16 protein-coding genes and 1 pseudogene are annotated in these 18,850 nt (G+C 66.2%); 4 read left to right on the top strand and 13 right to left on the bottom strand.

Annotation, left to right across the window (positions count from 1 at the left end):
• Positions 1 to 394, bottom strand: a 394-nt coding sequence (locus tag I8J34_RS12570; RefSeq protein WP_214361754.1) for an electron transfer flavoprotein subunit beta/FixA family protein, incomplete at its 3' end; no start/stop codon positions are given.
• A gap of 173 nt (positions 395 to 567) precedes the next feature.
• Between I8J34_RS12570 and I8J34_RS12565 the strand changes: the two genes are divergently transcribed.
• Positions 568 to 1,161, top strand: coding sequence for a TetR/AcrR family transcriptional regulator (locus I8J34_RS12565; protein WP_214361753.1), 594 nt, complete (start codon positions 568 to 570; stop codon positions 1,159 to 1,161).
• Here the strand turns inward: I8J34_RS12565 and I8J34_RS12560 are convergent, their stop codons facing one another.
• The 8 genes from I8J34_RS12560 to ppx all read right to left on the bottom strand — a co-directional run bounded on the left by I8J34_RS12560 (position 1,162) and on the right by ppx (position 9,754).
• Positions 1,162 to 1,950: a TatD family hydrolase gene (locus I8J34_RS12560; RefSeq protein WP_214361752.1), complete on the bottom strand. Its 789-nt coding sequence runs from the start codon at positions 1,948 to 1,950 to the stop codon at positions 1,162 to 1,164. It abuts the gene before it with no gap.
• 19 nt (positions 1,951 to 1,969) lie between these two features.
• A complete protein-coding gene (locus I8J34_RS12555; protein WP_214361751.1) occupies positions 1,970 to 2,770 on the bottom strand; it encodes an enoyl-CoA hydratase in 801 nt (266 codons plus the stop codon).
• A gap of 128 nt (positions 2,771 to 2,898) precedes the next feature.
• Entirely contained in the window at positions 2,899 to 4,548 is a 1,650-nt protein-coding gene (locus I8J34_RS12550; protein ID WP_214361750.1) for an acyl-CoA synthetase, read from the bottom strand.
• 48 nt (positions 4,549 to 4,596) lie between these two features.
• Positions 4,597 to 5,217 (bottom strand): ABC-type transport auxiliary lipoprotein family protein, encoded by a 621-nt coding sequence (locus tag I8J34_RS12545; RefSeq protein ID WP_214361749.1) that lies wholly within the window; start codon positions 5,215 to 5,217, stop codon positions 4,597 to 4,599.
• An 18-nt stretch (positions 5,218 to 5,235) separates the two neighbouring features.
• Positions 5,236 to 6,183 carry an MlaD family protein gene (locus I8J34_RS12540; protein ID WP_214361748.1) on the bottom strand — a complete coding sequence of 316 codons (948 nt, stop codon included), beginning with the start codon at positions 6,181 to 6,183 and terminating at the stop codon, positions 5,236 to 5,238.
• A 2-nt stretch (positions 6,184 to 6,185) separates the two neighbouring features.
• Complete coding sequence (locus I8J34_RS12535; protein ID WP_214361747.1) at positions 6,186 to 6,971, bottom strand: ABC transporter ATP-binding protein; 786 nt, start codon at positions 6,969 to 6,971, stop codon at positions 6,186 to 6,188.
• Between the two features lie 162 nt (positions 6,972 to 7,133).
• Positions 7,134 to 8,246, bottom strand: a complete 1,113-nt coding sequence (locus tag I8J34_RS12530) for an ABC transporter permease (RefSeq protein WP_214361746.1) — start codon at positions 8,244 to 8,246, stop codon at positions 7,134 to 7,136.
• An 8-nt stretch (positions 8,247 to 8,254) separates the two neighbouring features.
• A complete protein-coding gene (ppx, locus tag I8J34_RS12525; RefSeq protein WP_214361745.1) occupies positions 8,255 to 9,754 on the bottom strand; it encodes an exopolyphosphatase in 1,500 nt (499 codons plus the stop codon).
• Between the two features lie 162 nt (positions 9,755 to 9,916).
• Between ppx and ppk1 the strand changes: the two genes are divergently transcribed.
• The 3 genes and pseudogenes from ppk1 to I8J34_RS25325 all read left to right on the top strand — a co-directional run.
• Positions 9,917 to 12,001 (top strand): polyphosphate kinase 1, encoded by a 2,085-nt coding sequence (ppk1, locus tag I8J34_RS12520; protein ID WP_214361744.1) that lies wholly within the window; start codon positions 9,917 to 9,919, stop codon positions 11,999 to 12,001.
• 112 nt (positions 12,002 to 12,113) lie between these two features.
• The gene (locus I8J34_RS12515; protein ID WP_214361743.1) at positions 12,114 to 12,632 is read left to right on the top strand and encodes a PAS domain-containing protein; all 519 of its coding nucleotides are present in this window, start codon (positions 12,114 to 12,116) and stop codon (positions 12,630 to 12,632) included.
• Positions 12,633 to 13,326: 694 nt separating this feature from the next.
• Positions 13,327 to 13,944: pseudogene (locus tag I8J34_RS25325) on the top strand (methyl-accepting chemotaxis protein); the annotation flags it as partial.
• Here the strand turns inward: I8J34_RS25325 and pstB are convergent.
• The 4 genes from pstB to I8J34_RS12490 form a co-directional block, all read right to left on the bottom strand.
• On the bottom strand, positions 13,925 to 14,692 hold the full coding sequence (pstB, locus tag I8J34_RS12505) for a phosphate ABC transporter ATP-binding protein PstB (RefSeq protein WP_420883675.1): 768 nt from the start codon (positions 14,690 to 14,692) through the stop codon (positions 13,925 to 13,927). The pseudogene I8J34_RS25325 and the gene pstB overlap by 20 nt on opposite strands.
• A gap of 139 nt (positions 14,693 to 14,831) precedes the next feature.
• Positions 14,832 to 16,139: a phosphate ABC transporter permease PstA gene (pstA, locus tag I8J34_RS12500; RefSeq protein ID WP_214361740.1), complete on the bottom strand. Its 1,308-nt coding sequence runs from the start codon at positions 16,137 to 16,139 to the stop codon at positions 14,832 to 14,834.
• Entirely contained in the window at positions 16,132 to 17,517 is a 1,386-nt protein-coding gene (gene pstC, locus I8J34_RS12495) for a phosphate ABC transporter permease subunit PstC (protein ID WP_214361739.1), read from the bottom strand. The genes pstA and pstC overlap by 8 nt, the downstream gene beginning before the upstream one ends.
• Before the next feature lie 75 nt (positions 17,518 to 17,592).
• Positions 17,593 to 18,633 (bottom strand): PstS family phosphate ABC transporter substrate-binding protein, encoded by a 1,041-nt coding sequence (locus tag I8J34_RS12490; RefSeq protein WP_214361738.1) that lies wholly within the window; start codon positions 18,631 to 18,633, stop codon positions 17,593 to 17,595.
• Between the last annotated feature and the right edge of the window lie 217 nt (positions 18,634 to 18,850).

Raw genomic sequence — 18,850 nt, 5'->3', positions numbered from 1 at the left:
CGAGCATCTGGCCGGTCTGGTTGGCGTCGTCGTCGATCGCCTGCTTGCCGAGGATGACCAGCTGCGGGCCTTCTTTCTCGACCAGGGTCTTGAGCAGCTTGGCCACGGCCAGCGGCTGCAGTTCTTCATCCGTCTGTACGAGGATGCCGCGGTCCGCCCCGATGGCCATCGCCGTGCGCAGGGTTTCCTGGCACTGGGCCACGCCGCAGGACACGGCGATCACTTCGGTGGCCACGCCCGCTTCCTTGAGCCGCACCGCCTCTTCCACCGCGATCTCGTCGAAGGGGTTCATGCTCATCTTGACGTTGGCGATGTCCACACCGCTGCCGTCACTCTTGACCCGAACCTTCACGTTGTAATCAACGACCCGTTTCACGGGAACCAGAATCTTCAAGGCTGTCCTCCTTATCTTGTCGTCAGAAAAGCGGCACGGCCGCTTGTGCCTGCAAGCATTATGGCATCGTGGGCCCGGTTTGACATGGCAGGCCGATCCCGCGAAATATCCATACGCCAAAGTATGGGCCGTACGGTAGCGTATGGACCACGATTTTGTCAATACTACGCCGTATGGAAAACTCAAAGACCAAACCCCGCGCCCAACTCGACCGTGCCGCCTGGGTGCTGGCCGCCACCGACCTGCTGGCCCGCGAAGGCGTGGCCGGCTTGCGGGTGGAGCTGCTGGCCAAGCATCTGAAGGTCACCAAGGGCAGTTTTTACTGGCACTTCAAGGATCGCCGCGATCTGTTGCAGGCGGTGCTCGATGTCTGGAAGGAAGGGCGGATCCAGGACATCGTCAAGCAGACCCGCGCCACACCGGGCCAGGAGCTGCAGCAGCTGCACCATGTGATCGACGTCTACAGCGCGAGCCGCAGCCGCAAGGGCATGATGATCGAACTGGCGGTGCGCGACTGGGCGCGCCGCGACGACACGGCGGCAGCCGTGGTCGAGGAAGTCGACACTTGGCGCCTCAAGTGCGCGCGCGAATTGTTCCTGGCCTGCGGCATCCCGATGGCCGAGGCCTCGAGCCGCAGCATGTTGCTGTACGCCTATGTGTTCGGCGTCTCGCTGATGTTCTGCGAGCGCTATGCGGACAACTTGGCCGAACTCAAGAACGATATCGCCGGCCTGATCGCCCGCTCCACCGATACCATGCCCGGCTGATCAGGCCGCCAGGCGGTCGATCAGGGGGCCGAGCCGCGGCAACACCGCGCGCGCATTGGCCTCGGTGGCCGCGATCACCTGCGCCAGCGACTCGCCGCGCAACCGCGCCAGCTCCTCCGCGATCCGCGCCAGATTGGCCGGTTCGTTGCGCTGCCCCCGCGCCCACAGCGGCGACATGTCGGGCGCATCGGTTTCCAGCACGATTGCCTCGCTCGGAAGCTCTGCGGCCAGCGCACGGATACGGCGCGAGCCCGGGAAGGTCAGCGTCCCGCCGAAGCCCAGTTTGAACCCCATCGTCAGCAAAGTATCGGCCTGCTGCCGGCTACCGTTGAAGGCATGCGCGATGCCGCCGCGCACGCGCACCTGCTTGAGCGCCCGGATGATCGGCTCGACGGCATGGCGCACATGCAGGATCACCGGCAGATCGAAGCGTTGCGCCAGTTCGAGTTGCGCCTCGAACCAGGGCAGCTGGTCTTCCAGCGTGGGGGACGTGATGTAGCCGTCGAGGCCGATCTCGCCGACGGCGACCACCTCCGGGTGCGCCAGACGCTCGGCCAGCGTGTCGAGATCCTGCGGCCGTGCCCGGTCGACATACATGGGATGCAGCCCGTAGGCGCGGGCCACCTCGGGTCGGGCCTCGGCCAGCCGGTCGAGCGCATCGAAGCCGTCGGCCGTGACGCCGGGAACCACGAAGGCCCCGACCCCCGCCGCCCGCGCGGCATCGATCAGCGCAGTGCGGTCGGCGGAGAATTCGTCGGCGTCGAGATGGATATGGGTGTCGATCAGCATCGCACCCTCGCGGGTAGGCTCAGCGGCCCTTCCAGACCGGCTTGCGCTTGGCGATGAAGGCGTCGATGCCCTCGCCCGCATCCTCGGTCATCATGTTGCAGGCCATGGTTTCGGCGGCCGTCTGGTAGGCCGCTTCGATGCCCATTTCGAGCTGCTGGTAGAAGAGCTGCTTGCCCATGGCAATGGCCGCCGAAGACTTGGCGCAGATCGAGGCCGCCAGCTTGGCCACTTCGTCGTCGAGCTGGTCGAGCGGCACCACTCGGTTGACCAGGCCACGGCGCTGGGCCTCGGCGGCATCGATGAAATCACCGGTGACCAGCATCTCGAAGGCGGCCTTGCGCCCGATGTTGCGCGACAGGCCGACGCTGGGCGTCGAGCAGAACAGACCGACGTTGATGCCCGACACGGCAAAGCGCGCGCCCTCGGCCGCCACCGCCATGTCGCACATCGACACCAGCTGGCAGCCGGCTGCGGTGGCGATGCTGTGCACCCGTGCGATCACCGGCTGCGGGATGGCGATGATCTTGCACATCAGCTTGCCGCACAGGCGGAACAAGGCCTGTTGGAATTCGAGTGAGTGGTTGGCGCGCATCTCCTTGAGGTCATGCCCGGCGCAGAAGGCCTTGCCCTCGCCGGCCAGCACCACGACCCGCACGGCGGGGTCGGCGGCAATGGCGTCGAGTTCGGCGATCAGCGCATTGAGCATGGCTTCCGACAGCGCATTGAACTGCGCCGGTCGGTTCAGCGTCAGTCGGGCGATGCCGTCGCGATCCTCGCGCAACACCATCGGGCTATCGTCCTGGTTGAGTACAGCGCTCATGAGTTCCCTCCTCCGTGCCGGTGCGCCTCTGCGGACGTCCGGCGTGATGACGACCGCCCGCACGCGCGGGCAGCTCCCGCTTCATGGTAGCGCGCGGCCGGAGGATTGACCAGACGGTAGCGTATGGATCAGTCGATCGCGTCGGTCGAGCGCATGCACTCGCGCAGCACGAACTTCTGGATCTTGCCGGTCGAAGTCTTGGGCAGCTCGCTGAAGATGATCTTCTTGGGCAGCTTGAAGCCGGCCAGATGGGCCCGGCAGTGAGCCACCAGATCGGCCTCGCTCACGTCGGCGCCCTCGCGCAGCTCGACGAAGGCGGCCGGCACTTCGCCCCACTTGTCGTCCGGCGCCGCCACCACGGCCACCGCCATCACCGCCGGATGCTTGTAGAGCGCCTCCTCGACCTCGATCGACGAGATGTTCTCGCCACCGGAGATGATGATGTCCTTGGAGCGGTCCTTGATCTTGACGTAGCCGTCCGGCTGCATCACCGCCAGATCGCCGGTGTGGAACCAGCCGCCGCGCAAGGCTTCGGTGGTCGCCTTGGGGTTCTTGAGGTAGCCCTTCATCACCAGGTTGCCGCGGAACATGATCTCGCCCATGGTCTGGCCGTCGCGCGGCACCGGCGTCATGGTCTCCGGGTCCATCACCTCGATGCCTTCCTGGGCGTGGTAGGTCACGCCCTGCCGGCCGTTGAGCGCCACTTGCTCGGCGATCGGCAGATCGGTCCAGTGATCGTGCTTGGCGCACACCGCGGCCGGGCCGTAGGTTTCGGTCAGGCCATAGACATGGGTCAGCGAGATGCCGATGTTGGCCATGCCTTCGATCATCGAGGCCGGCGGCGGCGCCGCGGCGACCAGGCCATGGAGTTGGTGGTCGATGCCCGCACGCATCGCCGCCGGTGCATTGACCAGCATCGAATGGACGATCGGCGCGCCGCAGTAGTGCGTCACGCCATGCTGGCGGATGGCCTCGAAGATCAGCGCCGGATCGACCTTGCGCAGGCACACGTTCACGCCGGCATTGGCCGCCATGGTCCACGGAAAGCACCAGCCGTTGCAGTGGAACATCGGCAGCGTCCACAGATACACCGCATGCGGCGGCATGCCCCAGGACACGATGTTCGACAGCGCGTTGAGGTAGGCGCCGCGATGGTGATAGACCACGCCTTTCGGGTCGCCGGTGGTACCGGAGGTGTAGTTGAGCGAGATGGCGTCCCATTCGTCGGCCGGCATCTCCAGAGGCGCGGCCGGATCACCCCCGGCGATGAAGCGCTCGTAGTCGATATCGCCGATGCGCTCGCCCGGCCCGAGGTACTCCGGATCGTCCACATCGATGATCTTCAGATCCGGCCGTGCGGCCCGCTCGACCGCCTGACGCATCGCCGGCGCGTATTCGCGGTCGGTGATCAGCACCCGGGCTTCGCCATGGTTGAGGATGAAGGCCACCACGTCGGCATCGAGCCGGGTGTTGATGGTGTTGAGCACAGCGCCGATGCCAGGCACCGCAAAGTGCGCTTCGAGCATCTCGGGCGTGTTGTTGAGCACCACCGCCACCGTATCGCCCTTGCCCACCCCCTGCGCCTTGAGCGCCGAGCCCAGCCGGCGGCAGCGTTCGGCCATCTGGGACCAGGTGTAGCGGCGCGCGCCGTGGATGACGGCAACGCGGTCCGGATAGACGCTGGCGCTGCGCGTCAGGAAGCTCAGCGGCGTGAGCGGCACATAGTTGGCCTCACAGCGTGCCAGATCCTGGGCATACGGACTCGACGTGGTGCTCATGGAATTCTCCCGCAGACAATGGATGGTGAATGCCGCTGGCGCGCGCGATCAGCGCGAGCACCGGGCACGGATACTGTCGTCGCCGGCCGGCCCCTCCCCCAGCGCGCCGAGCCAGCGCGCGGTGGCGGTCGCCAGCTGATTGACCCCGGCGCGCATGGCGACGACACCGCCGGCGGCGTCGGCGCTCGGTGCCGGCACCTCGACCTCGAAGGCTTCCTGGGCCAGCAAGGCGTCGGTACGCGGCGCCAGCAGGCTGGCCCGCAGTTCGATCACGGCGGCACTGGTGCTGACCGAGTCGAAGCGCTGGATGAACTCATCCACATTCACCCGCAGGCGGCAGCCCGAGCCGTTGCTGGCCGGCTTGGCCTGGATCACCCGGCCCACCACGATGCGCACCATCTCCGAGGGCATGCCGGCCCAGCGGCTGTTGGTGTAGGCGCGGCGCTCGAGCGCGTGCTCCGGCACCAAGCGGTACTGCATCGCCGAGGACGACAGCCACGAAGGCGACACCACCTCGATATCCGCCAGCGGCACCGCCACCGCCACCGGCGCGTTCCCCTGCGGGCCGATGTCGTAGATCGAAAAGGGTTCGGGAATCACGCCAAAGGAGCCGCAGCCGCCGAGCGCGGCCAGCATGAGCGCCGCGGCCAGCCCTGTGAATCGAGTCATTCGCATCTCTCCTGTCGATCAGCGTGCCGTGGGCGCCGCAAAGCCTTCTTCGCCGGGGCCCGGCGCCTGGGCGCCGCGGCCGATCAGCAGCATCTGCGGCGTGGCGTCCACCTCCTCGATCAGCCGCGTCAGCCGCTGGGAGGTGACGGTCAATTCCTTCATCAAGCCATTGAGCCGCGGCAAGGTGCCGTTGAGCAGGCCGTCGCCGGTGGCCACGGCGGTCTGGTCGATATGCTCGCTGACCGATTTCAGGCTGACCAGCAAATTGCGCAGCTCCACCATGGTCGGGCCGGTCTGCGCCGAGGCCTCGGCCAGATGACCGAGGCCGACACTGAGGTTGCGCCGGTTCTCCGGCGTCAAAAAGCTGCGTGCCTCGGCCAGCACCCGCGGTGCCGCGCTGAAGGTCTCGTCCATGCCATTGACGGCCGACTCCAGGCGATCCATGGTGCGCTCGACACGTTGGATGGTCTCGTCGTCGAAAGCGCGTTCGACCTGCGCGGCGATCTTGCGAAACTGCGCCAGCGCCTGCACCGCCACCGTCGACAACTCGTCGAGCAGGCCCGAGGACAGCGCGATGCGCGGCGGATTGCCGCCCTCACCTTCCAGCGGCCGCGGGTCGGAGCCCTTGTCGTCGAGCTGGATGAAGGCCAGGCCGGTCACGCCCTGGTAGCCCAGCGAGGCGGTCGTGCCCTCGGTCACCGGCAGATCGGCCCGCAGGCTGACCCGCACCAGGATGTTCTGCGGGTCCTGGGGGTCGATGGTGATCGACTCTACCCGGCCGGCCGAAATGCCCCGGTAGCGCACCGCCGCCTGCAGGTTGAGCCCGGTGATGCTGCCGCGGCTGACCAGCTCCAGCGTGCGGGTCGCTTCGCGCTCGCCGGAAAACCACCAGATCGCCGATACCGTCGCAGCACCGAGCAAGAGGACGAACAGCCCCGCCAGGATGGCATGCGCGCGATTCTCCATGACTAACTCCCCTGCCCCCGGGCGAGCGCGCGTACGCTGCGCTCGCTGAGGAAAAATTCGCGGATGAAAGGATGCTCGATCTGCATCACCGCTTCCAGCGTATCGAAGGCCAGAATATGCTGCTCGGCCAGCACCGCCACCTTCGACGACAAGGCCGCCAGCGTATCGAGATCATGGGTGACGAGGACCACCGTCAGCCCCAGCTGCTGCTGCAGATCGCGGATCAACGCGACGAACGAAGCGCTGCGCGTGGGGTCCAGCCCGGCCGTCGGCTCGTCGAGCAGCAGCAACTCCGGCTCCAGCGCCAGCGCACGGGCCAGCGCCACGCGCTTGATCATGCCGCCCGACAGCTCCGCCGGCATCAGCGCCGCATGGCTCGGCTGCAGCTCGACCATCGCCAGCTTGAGCCCCACCAAATCGCGGATTTCCGCCTCGCTGGCGATCCCCGCCTCGCGCAGCGGAAAGGCAATGTTGTCATAAACGGTAAAGGCCGAAAACAGCGCCCCGCCCTGAAAGCACATGGCAAAGCGCCGGCGGCGCTGTCGCTGCGCCTCGCGGCTGCCGGCGAACAGCGGCTCGCCGAACAGGCGCACCTCGCCTTCGCTCGGCGTGAGCAGCCCCACCATCTGGCGCAGCAGCGTTGTTTTGCCGCTGCCCGAACCACCCACCAGCGACACCACCTCGCCGGGCGGAATGTCCAGGTTCACGCCCTTGTGCACCCAGTTCGTGCCGAAGCGGGTGCTGACGCCGCGCAGGCTGACGACGGGCGGCCGGGCGGGCGCGCTCATTCGACTACCCTCCTGTCGCTGACGCGACATCTTCCCCAAGGGAGGTTCGCGCACCCTTCGGGCGGCCGGGCGGGTGCGCTCATTCGACGACCCTCCTGTCGCTGACGCGACATCCTCCCCAAGGGAGGTTCGCGCACCCTTCGGGCGGCCGGGCGGGTGCGCTCATACCGGCACCCCGATCGAGCGGGTGGCGATGGCGAACACGGCGTCCACGAGGATCACCAGGGTGATCGAGCTGACCACCGAGGCGGTGGTGTTGGCGCTCAAGCTTTCGGTGTTGGGTTTGACGCGCAGGCCGAAGTGGCAGGCCACCAGCGCGATCAGGAAGCCGAACACGGCGCCCTTGCCGAGTGCGATGAACAGGTTGGCCGGCGGCACCACCTTGGGCAGGGTCTCGATGAAGAAGCCGTAGCTCAGGCCAAGCTGCAGTTCGGCCGACATCATGCCGCCGAGCAGCGCCACCGCCGAGGTCCACAGCACCAGCAGCGGCATGGCCACCGACAAGGCCATGACCTTCGGCAGCACTAGGCGCACATAGCGCGAGATGCCCATCACCGACAGCGCATCGACCTCTTCGGTGACCCGCATCACACCGAGTTGCGCCGTCATGGCAGAGCCCGACCGCCCGGCCACCAGCACCGACACGAGCACCGGCCCGAGTTCGCGGATGACCCCGAGGCCGAGAATGTTGACGATGAAGATATCGGCACCGAAGGCCTTGAGTTGCAGCGCCGAGAGATAGGAGAGCACGACCCCGATCAGAAAACCGACCAGAGCGCTGACCGGCATGGCCTTGACGCCGACCTTGAACAGGTTGGCCGAGAACTCCTTGATCGGCCACTGCCGCGGCTGTGTCAGCAGACGCAGGCCATCGAGGGCGAGCCGACCGATCAGCGCCAGGAAATCGCCGACATGCTGCACCAGCGACAGGGCCGCCACGCCCAAGGCCGCCAGCGCGTCGAGCGGCCCGAAGCGCGGGTGCGGCGGCACCGGCGCGTCGCCCAGGGCATCCAGCCGGGCAAACTGGGCGTCGAAAGCAGGCGGTAGCATCAGTTGATCGGGGCGGCGATGGCCCCAGGCGCGCCATAGCAGGAGCGCACCGAAACTGTCGAGGCGGGTCAGTTCGGACAGATCCCAGCGGGTGGCCCCGGCATCGGCCAGGGCCCGGCGCAGGCTCGCCATCCGGGGCGTCAGGGCGATCAGCGTCCAATCGCCCGACGGGCACGCCATATCGTCCGTCACACGCAACGCGGGCGGGTGGATGGCGTCGGTCATGGTGCAGGTCAGACCGTCAGCGCGAACCCGGCGCGGGCCGTGACCGTGAGCGGATGCCCCAGTGCCGACCACTGCGCCACCTCGTCGGCGAGCATCGCGGCGGTCAGCGGAAGCGAGTCGAGCCAGGCCTTGTCGGCCGTCACGGCAAAGCCGCTGCCCTTGCGCTGGATGCCGACCGGCGGGCGGCCGCGCGCATCGCGGGCCCGGTGGAAGACCACCGCCAGGCGCAGGCAAGCGATCAGCAGCCAGTCGCTGCTGGCCGGATCGAGGCTGGCGATACGCGCCAGTTTGCCGCGATGGGCGAGCACCAGGCGGGCCAGGCGCGCCTGGTCCATGCGCGAGAAGCCCGGCATGTCGGCATTGCCGAGAATATAGGCGCTGTGCTTGTGGTAGCTCGAATGCGCCACCGAAATGCCGATCTCGTGCAGCAAGGCGGCCCATTGCAGATAGCGCCGGTCGAGATCATCCTCGGACACGGCCGGATCGAGTTGGCCGAAGAGGTAGCCGGCGGTGTCGGCAACGCGGTCGGCCTGTTTGCGGTCGATCTGGTAACGGCTTGCAAAGGCCTGCACCGTGGCGTCGCGCAGATCGTGGTGGTGGTAGCGGCCGAGCAGATCGTAGAGCACGCCGAGGCGCAGCGCGCCCTCGGAGAAGGCCACTTCCTTGAGCTTGAAGGCCTTGAGCACGGCGATCATGATCGCCAGCCCGCCGGGCAGCACTGGCAGGCGATCGGCCTTGATGCCGCCGAGCGAGAGCTTGTCCAGATGCCCTGCCTTGATGAGCTCGGTGCGCAGCTTCTCCAGCCCGGTCAGCGTGAGCCGGCCATCGGTGTAGCCGTTGCTGCGCAGGATGTCGCTGAGCGACTTGGCGGTGCCGCTGGAGCCCACCGCCAGCTCCCAGCCGACTTCGGTGAACGGCAGCACGATGGTCTGCAGCTCGCGCTGGGCAGCCAGGTCGGCGTCGTTGAAGCCGCGCCGGTCGATCCGCCCGTCGGGGAAATAGCGCATGCTGAAACTGACACAGCCCATGTACAGCGATTCGAGCTGCAGCGGCTCGAAGGCCCGGCCGATGACGAACTCGGTGGAGCCGCCGCCGATGTCGACCACCAGCTGCTGGCGCTGCGGATCGGCCAGCGAGTGGGCCACGCCGATGTAGATCAGGCGGGCCTCTTCGCGACCGGCGATGACTTCGATCGGAAAACCCAACGCCGCCTCGGCACGAATCAGGAACTCCGGCGCGTTTTTGGCCACCCGCAAGGTGTTGGTCGCCACCGCCCGCACCTGCGAGGACTTGAAGCCGGCCAGGCGCTCGCGAAAACGGCTCAGCGCCATGGTGCCGCGGGCCTGGGCCGCCGAATCGAGGTATTTCTCCGGCGACAGGCCGGCAGCCAGCCGGACCGGCTCCTTGAGCCCGTCGAGCGGATAAATCTGATCATTGACGATGCGCCCGACCTGAAGGCGAAAACTATTGGAACCCAGATCGATGGCCGCGATCAATTCATTAGGCATGATGTAACCGGGTTGTGACCGGTAGAGGCATGGGACGCCCCGGATTCTAGCACCGACGCGGTGCGCCGCCGTCCTAGTCGGCCGCTTGGCGTTTTGTCATCGGGATGTAATATGAATGTCAAAGACTCTCGTTCTTTCGTTGCTTCGCGCCCACGCCCCGCCATGAACCCCGACGACCTCCCCCAGATCACCTTCATCAACCGCGAGCTGTCCTTGCTGCAATTCCAGCAGCGCGTGCTCGCCCAGGCCGCCGACACCAGCGTGCCGCTGCTCGAGCGGCTGCGCTTTTTGTGCATCGTGTCGAGCAATCTGGATGAGTTCTTCGAGATCCGGGTCGGCGGCATCAAGGAGAAGATCCGCCAGGGCCTGCGCGCGCCCGACGCCGAGGACGGTCTGACCCCGCACGAGTTGCTCGACCAGGTCAGCACGGTGGTGCACGGCATCATCGAGGAGCAGTACCGGCTGCTCAACGAGGAGATCCTCCCCTCGCTCGAAAAGGAAGGCATCGCCCTGCTCAAGCGCGAGGCGCTGACCGAGGCCCAGCAGGCCTGGGTGGCCGACTACTTCGAGCGCGAGGTGGCGCCGGTGCTCACCCCGATCGGCCTGGACCCGGCCCATCCCTTTCCGCGGGTGCTCAACAAGAGTCTGAATTTCGCTGTCGAACTCGACGGCCTCGACGCCTTCGGCCGCGACACCAACACCGCGATCGTCCAGGCGCCGCGCGCCCTGCCGCGCATCATCCGCATGCCCAAGGAAATCTCCGGGCAGGACTATGCGTTCATGTTCCTGTCCTCGATCCTGCATGCGCATGTGGACAAGCTCTTCCCCGGCATGGCAGTGCTCGGCTGCTACCAGTTTCGCGTCACGCGCAACTCCGACCTGTTCGTGGACGAAGAAGAAGTCACCAACCTGCGCAGCGCGCTCAAGGGCGAACTGCAGCAGCGCCACTTCGGCGATTCGGTGCGCCTCGAAGTGGCCGACAACTGCTCGAAGAGCATGGAGCGCTTCCTGCTCACCCAGTTCGGCCTGACGGAAAAGGATCTGTACCGCACGCCGGGCATCGTCAACCTGGTGCGCCTGATGCAGCTGCCCGACAGCGTCGACCGCCCGGACCTCACCTTCCGCCCCTTCAAACCGAGCCTGCCGGCCGGTTTCGGTGGCACCTCGCCCGACGTCTTCGCCGCCATCCGCAAGCAGGACATCCTGCTCCACCACCCGTTCGAGAGCTTCACGCCGGTGATCGAGCTGATCAAGGCGGCGGCCGACGACCCGGACGTGCTGGCGGTCAAGATGACCGTATACCGCACCGGCACCGACTCGGTGCTGATGGAGCACCTGATGCGCGCCGCGCAAAAGGGCAAGGAAGTGACGGTAGTGCTCGAACTCATGGCCCGCTTCGACGAAGAGGCCAACATCGGCTGGGCGGCCCGGCTCGAAGAGGTCGGCGCGCATGTGGTGTATGGCGTGTTCGGCTACAAGACACATGCCAAGCTGCTGATGCTGATCCGCCGCGAGGCCGACGGCCTGCGCCGCTACATGCACCTGGGCACCGGCAACTACCACCCGCGCACCACGCGCTTCTACACCGACTTCGGCCTGCTCACCGCCAACCCCGAAATCGGCGAGGACGTGGCCGCGCTGTTCAAGCAGATCACCGGCCTGGGCAAGGCCTCGACGCTCACCCACCTGTGGCAGGCGCCCTTCGCCCTGCATGCCAACGTGATCGCCCACATCCGTGCCGAGACCGAGATCGCCCGCGCCGGCCGCAAGGGCCGCATCATGGCCAAGATGAACGCCCTGCTCGAATCGGAAACCATCCTGGCGCTGTACGAGGCCTCGCAGGCCGGCGTCGAGGTGGATCTGATCATCCGTGGCCCCTGCGCGCTGCGCCCCGGGGTGCCGGGGCTGTCGGACAACATCCACGTGCGCTCGATCATCGGCCGCTTCCTCGAGCACCACCGCATCTTCTACTTCCATGCCGACGGCAAGGACACGCTGTATCTGTCGAGCGCCGACTGGATGGACCGCAACTTCTTCCGCCGCATCGAGACCGCCTTCCCGATCCTCGACCCGCGCCTCAAGCGCCGGGTCATGAAGGAAGGCTTGCGCGTCTATCTCAACGACAACTGCAACGCCTGGGAAATGCACTCCGACGGCGACTATCGCCGCAAAACACCGCGCGGCCCGCGCCACCCAGCGCAACAGGCCTTGCTCGAGATGCTGGTCGCCAAGCCCTCGCTCAAGTGACGGGCGCGGCACGCCGACCGGCGTGCCGCCGCCACGACAAACGGCAGGGTCGGAACGCTCAAGACGCTGGCGGCGATGCCGCTAGCCTTCATGTGCCCCACGGAAGAAGCACATGAAAAGAGAGATCACCCCCACCAGCGTCGAGCGGGTCATGCGGGACGACGACTTCATCGTCTCCAAGACCAACCCCAAAGGCATCATCACCTACTGCAATCCGATCTTCGTCGAATTCTCCGGCTATGCCGAAGACGAACTGCTCGGCGTGCAGCACAACATCATCCGCCATCCCGACATGCCCCGCGCCGCTTTCAAGCTGGCGTGGGACACCATCGCGGCGGGCAAGGAATTCTTCGCCTATGTAAAGAACATGTCCAAGGACGGCGGCTTCTACTGGGTGCTGGCGCACATCACGCCCGATGTCGACACCACCGGCCGCATCACCGGCTACACCTCGGTACGCCGCTGCCCATCACGCAAGGCGGTCGACACCGTTGCCGCGGTCTACCGCCTGATGCGCGATGCAGAGAAGAAAGCCGGCGCCCGCGACGCCATCGCGGCGGGCACCGACGTCCTGCTGAGCGTGCTCAAGGAAAAGGACATGAGCTATGAAGAACTTGTTTTCGCGCTGTGACCGCCGCTGGATCGTAGTCGCCCTCGCCCTGGGTGCTGCCGTCGCCGGCTTCTGGCAACCGTGGCTGGCCGCGGCGCTGGCCGTGCTGGCCGCCGTCGCCGTGCTGTGGCCCAGCGGCCAGCGCCATGGCGACCTCGACGCGCTGGCGGCGCTGCTGGGCCAGATCGCGCAAGGATCGCTGACCGAACGCCTGCCGCGGACGCTGGCCGATCCGACCCTCGAGACCATGCGCCGACACCTGAACTCCGCCCTCGACCAGACCGAGACCGCCTTTCGCGAAATCCTCGGCGCCATGGACGCCAACGCCAATCAGCGGACCTGGCGCCGGCTCCAGACCGTGGGCCTGCACGGCCTGTTCAAGCGGGTGCTCGACCAGATGCAGAGCATGCTCGACACGCTCGATGGCGCCCAGGTGTCGATCGCCCGCGAAGCCTTGCTGTCACGCATTTTCCAGCGCTCCGAACACGGTCTGTCGCTGGCCATCGAGCAGGTCAACACCACACTCGGCACGGTCTGTGACGATGCCGAACGCGCCGAGCAGCTGGCCAACACCTTTTCCGAATCGGCGCGCGAGATGGCCCAAGGAGCCGAACGCATGTCGCACGCGCTGGGCGACGCCAACACCCGCGCGGCCGGCGGCGCGCAAGCCCTCACCGAGCTGTCTCAGAAGGCGGACGCCATCCGTGGGCTGACCGGCAACATCGACCACATTGCCAAGCAGACCAATCTGCTCGCCCTCAACGCGTCGATCGAAGCCGCCCGTGCCGGCCAGGCCGGTCGTGGCTTTGCGGTGGTGGCCGACGAGGTCCGCCAGCTGGCCGATCAGGCGCAGAAGTCGGCCGAAGAGATCGCCCGCGCCATCGGCGCGATGAGCGAATCGATGGAAGATGCCACCGGCCAGATCGCGGTACTGACCGGCGCCGTCTCGGACGCCAAGGACACCGCCGGCGCCTTCGGTCAGCAACTGGCCAGTGCGGCGGAATCGGCCACCCAGGTGGGCGGGCTGTCCGCCACCACCGGCCAGGGGGCGCGGACCATGCATACGGCCATGAGCGTGGTTTCGCAGGCGCAAAAGGCCCGCGCCGATGCCGACCTGATCATCCGCGGAGAAACGAGCGAACTGCAAACGCTGTCCGACAGCGAGCGCGAAGCGCAGCGCATTGTCGCGGCGCGCCGATGGACCCGCGACAACCGCGAACGGCAGGCCGTGATCGACATCTACGACAAGCTGTTCGCCGATCTGGAAAAGCAGATGCATGCCGCGGCGCCGTCGCCGCGGCAGGCGTCAAGCCTCAGCCGAAACGGCCGGTGATGTAGTCTTCGGTCAGCTGGTGGCGCGGCTTGATGAAGAGGCGGTCGGTTTCGCTCACCTCGATCAGGTCGCCCATGTGGAAGTAAGCCGTGCGCTGCGACACGCGGGCGGCCTGCTGCATCGAGTGGGTGACGATGACGATCGAGAACTGCTGGCGCAGCTCCTCGATGAGTTGCTCGACCTTGGCGGTGGAGATCGGGTCCAGCGCCGAGCACGGCTCGTCCATCAGAATCACCTCCGGTTCGATGGCAATCGCGCGGGCGATGCACAGGCGCTGCTGCTGGCCGCCCGACAGCCCGGTGCCGACATCGTCGAGCCGGTCCTTGACCTCGTCCCACAGGTTGGCCTTGCGCAGGCTGCTCTCGACGACCACGTCCAGATCCGACTTGCTGTTGCACAGGCCGTGGATGCGCGGGCCGAAGGCGACGTTTTCGTAGATCGACTTGGGGAACGGGTTCGGCTTCTGGAACACCATCGCCACCCGGGCGCGCAGCGGCACCACGTCGATGTGCGAGGCGTTGATGTCCTCGCCGTCGAGCAGGATCTCGCCGGTCACGCGGCACTCGCGCACGGTGTCGTTCATGCGGTTGAGGCAGCGCAGGAAAGTGCTCTTGCCGCAGCCCGAGGGGCCGATCATGGCCAGCACCTCGCCTTTGCCCACATCCAGGCTGATGTTCTTGATCGCGTGCTTGTCACCGTAGTGGACATTCACATCGGTGCAGCGAACGCGCGGATCGGCCACCCGCACTTCGCCGACGGTCTCGCGCACGTCGCGGCCCACGGTGGGCTTCTGGGTGTCGACCGGTTCAGCATCCAGCTTGAACGCCATTGCTTGTCCTTGGGTGCTCATGGTTAACCTCGATTCGGAATATTCTAACGGCCGACGCTTACCAGCGCCGCTCAAAACGTTTGCGCAGCAACACCGCCACCAGGTTCATCAGCGCCAGGAAAGCCAGCAACACCATGATGGCCGCCGAGGTCCGCTCGACGAAGGCGCGCTCCGGGCTGTCGGCCCACAGGTAGATCTGCACCGGCAATGCGGTCGCGGGATCGAACACGCCCTGGGGCACGTCGGCGATGAAGGCCACCATGCCGATCATCAAGAGCGGCGCGGTTTCGCCCAGCGCCTGGGCCATGCCGATGATGGTGCCGGTCAGCATGCCGGGCAGCGCCAGCGGAATCACATGGAACAGCGTGGCCTGCATCGGCGAGGCGCCGATGCCCAGCGCCGCATCGCGGATCGACGGCGGCACCGATTTGAGCGCCGCCCGGCTGGCGATGATGATGGTCGGCAGCGTCATCAGCGTCAGCACCAGGCCACCGAGCAGCGGCGCCGAACGTGGCAACCCGAACACGTTGATGAACACCGCCAGACCGAGCAGGCCGAAGACGATGGAGGGCACCGCGGCGAGGTTGTTGATGTTCACCTCGATCAGGTCGGTCCAGCGGTTTTTCGGCGCGAACTCTTCCAGATACACCGCCGCGGCCACCCCCAGCGGGAAGGACAGCGCCAGCGTCACCACCAGGGTGAAGATGGTGCCCATCAGCGCGCCGCGGATACCGGCCAGTTCGGGGTCGCGCGAGTCGCCCTTGGTGAAAAAGGCGGTATTGAAGCGCAGCGCCAGACGCCCGTCGGCCTCGAGCTGATCGATCCAGCCCAGCGTGGTGTCCTTGATGCGGCGGTCGGCCTCCGGCCCCTCGCGATCGATATGGCCCTTCATCAGCATGTCGACATCGTCGTCGGCCGGCACCCACAACGAGACGGTGGTGCCGATCAGTGACGGATCGGCCATGACGCGGTCGCGCAGGTCGAAGGCGGCGCCGTTGCTGACCAGGCCGTAGAGCGCGAAACGATCGCGCCGGCTCGACACCTCGGGGAACATGTCGCGCAGGCTCTGCTTGATCAGCGCCGAGTAGTCGGCCTTGTGCAGGGTATCGACCAGGCGGGTGCCTTCGGGGTCGATCTCGTCGGCGACCAGCACCACGTCGAGGCGCATCTCGGTTTGCCAGAAGGCGGTGTAGCCCCGGCTGACGATGCTGGTCAGCAACACGGCGAGAAACAGCAGGCCGATGCCCACCGCCGCCCGGCCCAGCAGCTTGAAGCGGCGCTCGGCCGCGCGGCGACGGGCCATGCCCGCCTGCACGCGCGCGAAGCTGGAAGCGCCTTCGGTCGAGGCCTTGGTCGGATTAGTCATACTGTTCCCGATACTTGCGAACGATGTAGAGCGCCACGAAGTTGAGCGCCAGGGTCACGATGAACAACACCAGTCCGAGAGCGAAGGCCGCCAGCGTCTTCGGACTGTCGAATTCCTGGTCGCCGACCAGCAGGGTGACGATCTGCACCGTGACGGTGGTCACCGCTTCGAGCGGGTTGGCGGTGAGATTGGAGGCCAGGCCGGCGGCCATCACCACGATCATGGTCTCGCCGATGGCACGCGAGACGGCCAGCAGGACGGCGCCGACGATGCCCGGCAGCGCCGCCGGGAAGATCACCCGGCGGATGGTTTCGGACGACGTCGCCCCCATGCCGTAGGCCCCGTCGCGCAGCGATTGCGGCACCGAGTTGATGACATCGTCGGACAGCGAGGAGACGAAGGGGATGATCATCATGCCCATCACCAGACCGGCCGCCAACGCACTTTCGGAGGCCACGTCGAGGCCCAGGATACTGCCCGAATCGCGGATGAACGGCGCCACGGTCAGCGCGGCAAAGAAGCCATAGACCACGGTGGGGATGCCGGCCAGCACTTCGAGCAGCGGCTTGGCAATCGCCCGTACATGGGCGCTGGCGTATTCGGACAGGTAGATCGCCGACATCAGGCCGATCGGCACGGCGACGGTCATGGCGATCAGGGTGATCAGCAAGGTGCCGGCAAACAGCGGCACCGCGCCGAACGCACCGGAAGAGCCGGCCTGGTCGGCACGCAGCGCGATCTGCGGGCTCCACTCCAGGCCGAAGAGGAATTCGGTGATCGGTACCGCCTGGAAGAAGCGGATCGACTCGAACAGCACCGACAGCACGATGCCGACGGTGGTGAGGATGGCGACCGTCGAACAGGCGATCAGCACGCCATTGACGATGCGCTCGACGCCATTGCGGGCGCGATGCTGTGGGCGGATCTTCGAATAGCCGAACCAGCCCCCCAGGCCGGCCACGCTCAACACCACCACGAACAACAGGCCGCGGCTGGTCCCGAGCAGACTGCGGTAATACTCGGCGGCCGCGAGCGTCGGGGCATCCGGCTCGCCGGAGACGATGTTGCCCGACACCAGGTTTCGGATGTCGTTGATGACCAGGTTCAGGCGGTCGGGGCCGAGTTGCTGAATCGGCTCGGGCAGCGACGCCACCACCATGCGGGTGATCATCGAGCCCTGCAGTGCCAGCCACACGCCGAGCACCAACAAGGCCGGCAAGGCCGCCCACAGCGCCACATACAGGCCGTAGTAGCCGGGCAGCGAGTGCAGGTTGCGGATTCTGCCGTCGGCCACGCGGAAGGCGCGCTTGCAGCCAAAGTAGTAGGCGGCAGAGGCCAATGCCAGCAACAGGACGAGGAGTACGGGAGTCTGGGTCACGGGGAACGATCAGCCATTGACAACGTGAGGAAAACCGCGGGCCAGCGACGAGGTCGCGGGCCCGCGGATGCTACCTTACTTCATCGCTTCCATGGCCTTGACGCTTTTGGCCACTGCCGCGTACTCGTCCTTGGGCAGCGGAATCAGGCCGCGCTCGGCCAGATAGCCTTCATTACCCATGGCCTTCTTGCTGAGGAATTCATCGATGAACTCCTTCATGCCCGGGATCACTTCCACATGGGCTTTCTTCACATAGAAGAACAGCGGACGGGAAACCGGGTAGCTGCCGTTCGAGATGGTTTCGAATTCCGGCTGCACGCCCTCGATGGCCAGGCCGCGGACCTTGTCGCGGTTCTGGTCGAGGAAGCTGAAGCCGAAGATGCCCAGCGCCGACGGGTTGGCGTCGAGCTTCTGCACGATCAGGTTGTCGTTCTCGCCGGCCTCGACATAGGCGCCGTCTTCACGAATGGTCTGGCAGGTGGCCTTGAAGGCCTTCTTGTCGGCCTTCTTCATGGCCTTGATGAAATCGAAGCTCTCGCAACCGTGATCCATCACCAGCTCGACGAAGGCGTCGCGCGTGCCGGAGGTCGGCGGCGGGCCGAGCACTTCGATCTTCACGGCCGGCAGCGCGGCATTGACGTCCTTCCAGGTCTTGTAGGGGTTGTCGACCAGGGTCTGCGTGCCGTTCGGGTTCGGCACCTGCTTGGCCAGCGCCAGGAACAGGTCGCGGCGGGTCAGCTGCATCTCCTTGCCTTTCTTGCTCTCGGCAACCGACAGGCCGTCATAACCGATCTTGACCTCGACCACTTCCTTCACGCCATTGGCGGCGCACTGCTCGAGTTCGGACTTCTTGATGGCGCGCGAAGCGTTGGTGATGTCCGGATGCTGCACGCCGACGCCGGCGCAGAACAGCTTGATGCCGCCGCCCGAACCGGTGGATTCGATTTTCGGGGTCTTGAACTTGGTGGCCTTGCCAAACTGCTCGGCCACCACCGTGGCAAACGGATACACCGTCGACGAACCGACGATGCTGATGTAATCACGTGAAGACTGTGCAAACACCGGGCTGGTAGCTGCAGCAGAGAGAACAGCAAGGGCGAGAGCCGCCTTTTTCATCGAAAATCTCCTGTTGAATACATGCCGGATGCCGACGGATGCCGGTCGATCGCGGTTCATCATCGAGGTGAGGTCGAAGCGGTCCGTCTCCGGCACCGCCCGTTTCCCCTTCGAGCGGCGCCATTATTTGTCAGCAACATTACAAAGATGTGACCGCACACACAGGCGTCACACAATCGGTCGATACGTCGAAAGACTTAGCGGCCGATGGGCGCGT

The sequence above is a fragment of the Denitromonas iodatirespirans genome, assembly GCF_018524365.1.
Classification (GTDB): domain Bacteria; phylum Pseudomonadota; class Gammaproteobacteria; order Burkholderiales; family Rhodocyclaceae; genus Nitrogeniibacter; species Nitrogeniibacter iodatirespirans.
Note: the sequence above shows the minus strand (reverse complement) of the source record. Positions and strands in the feature narration are given on the sequence as shown.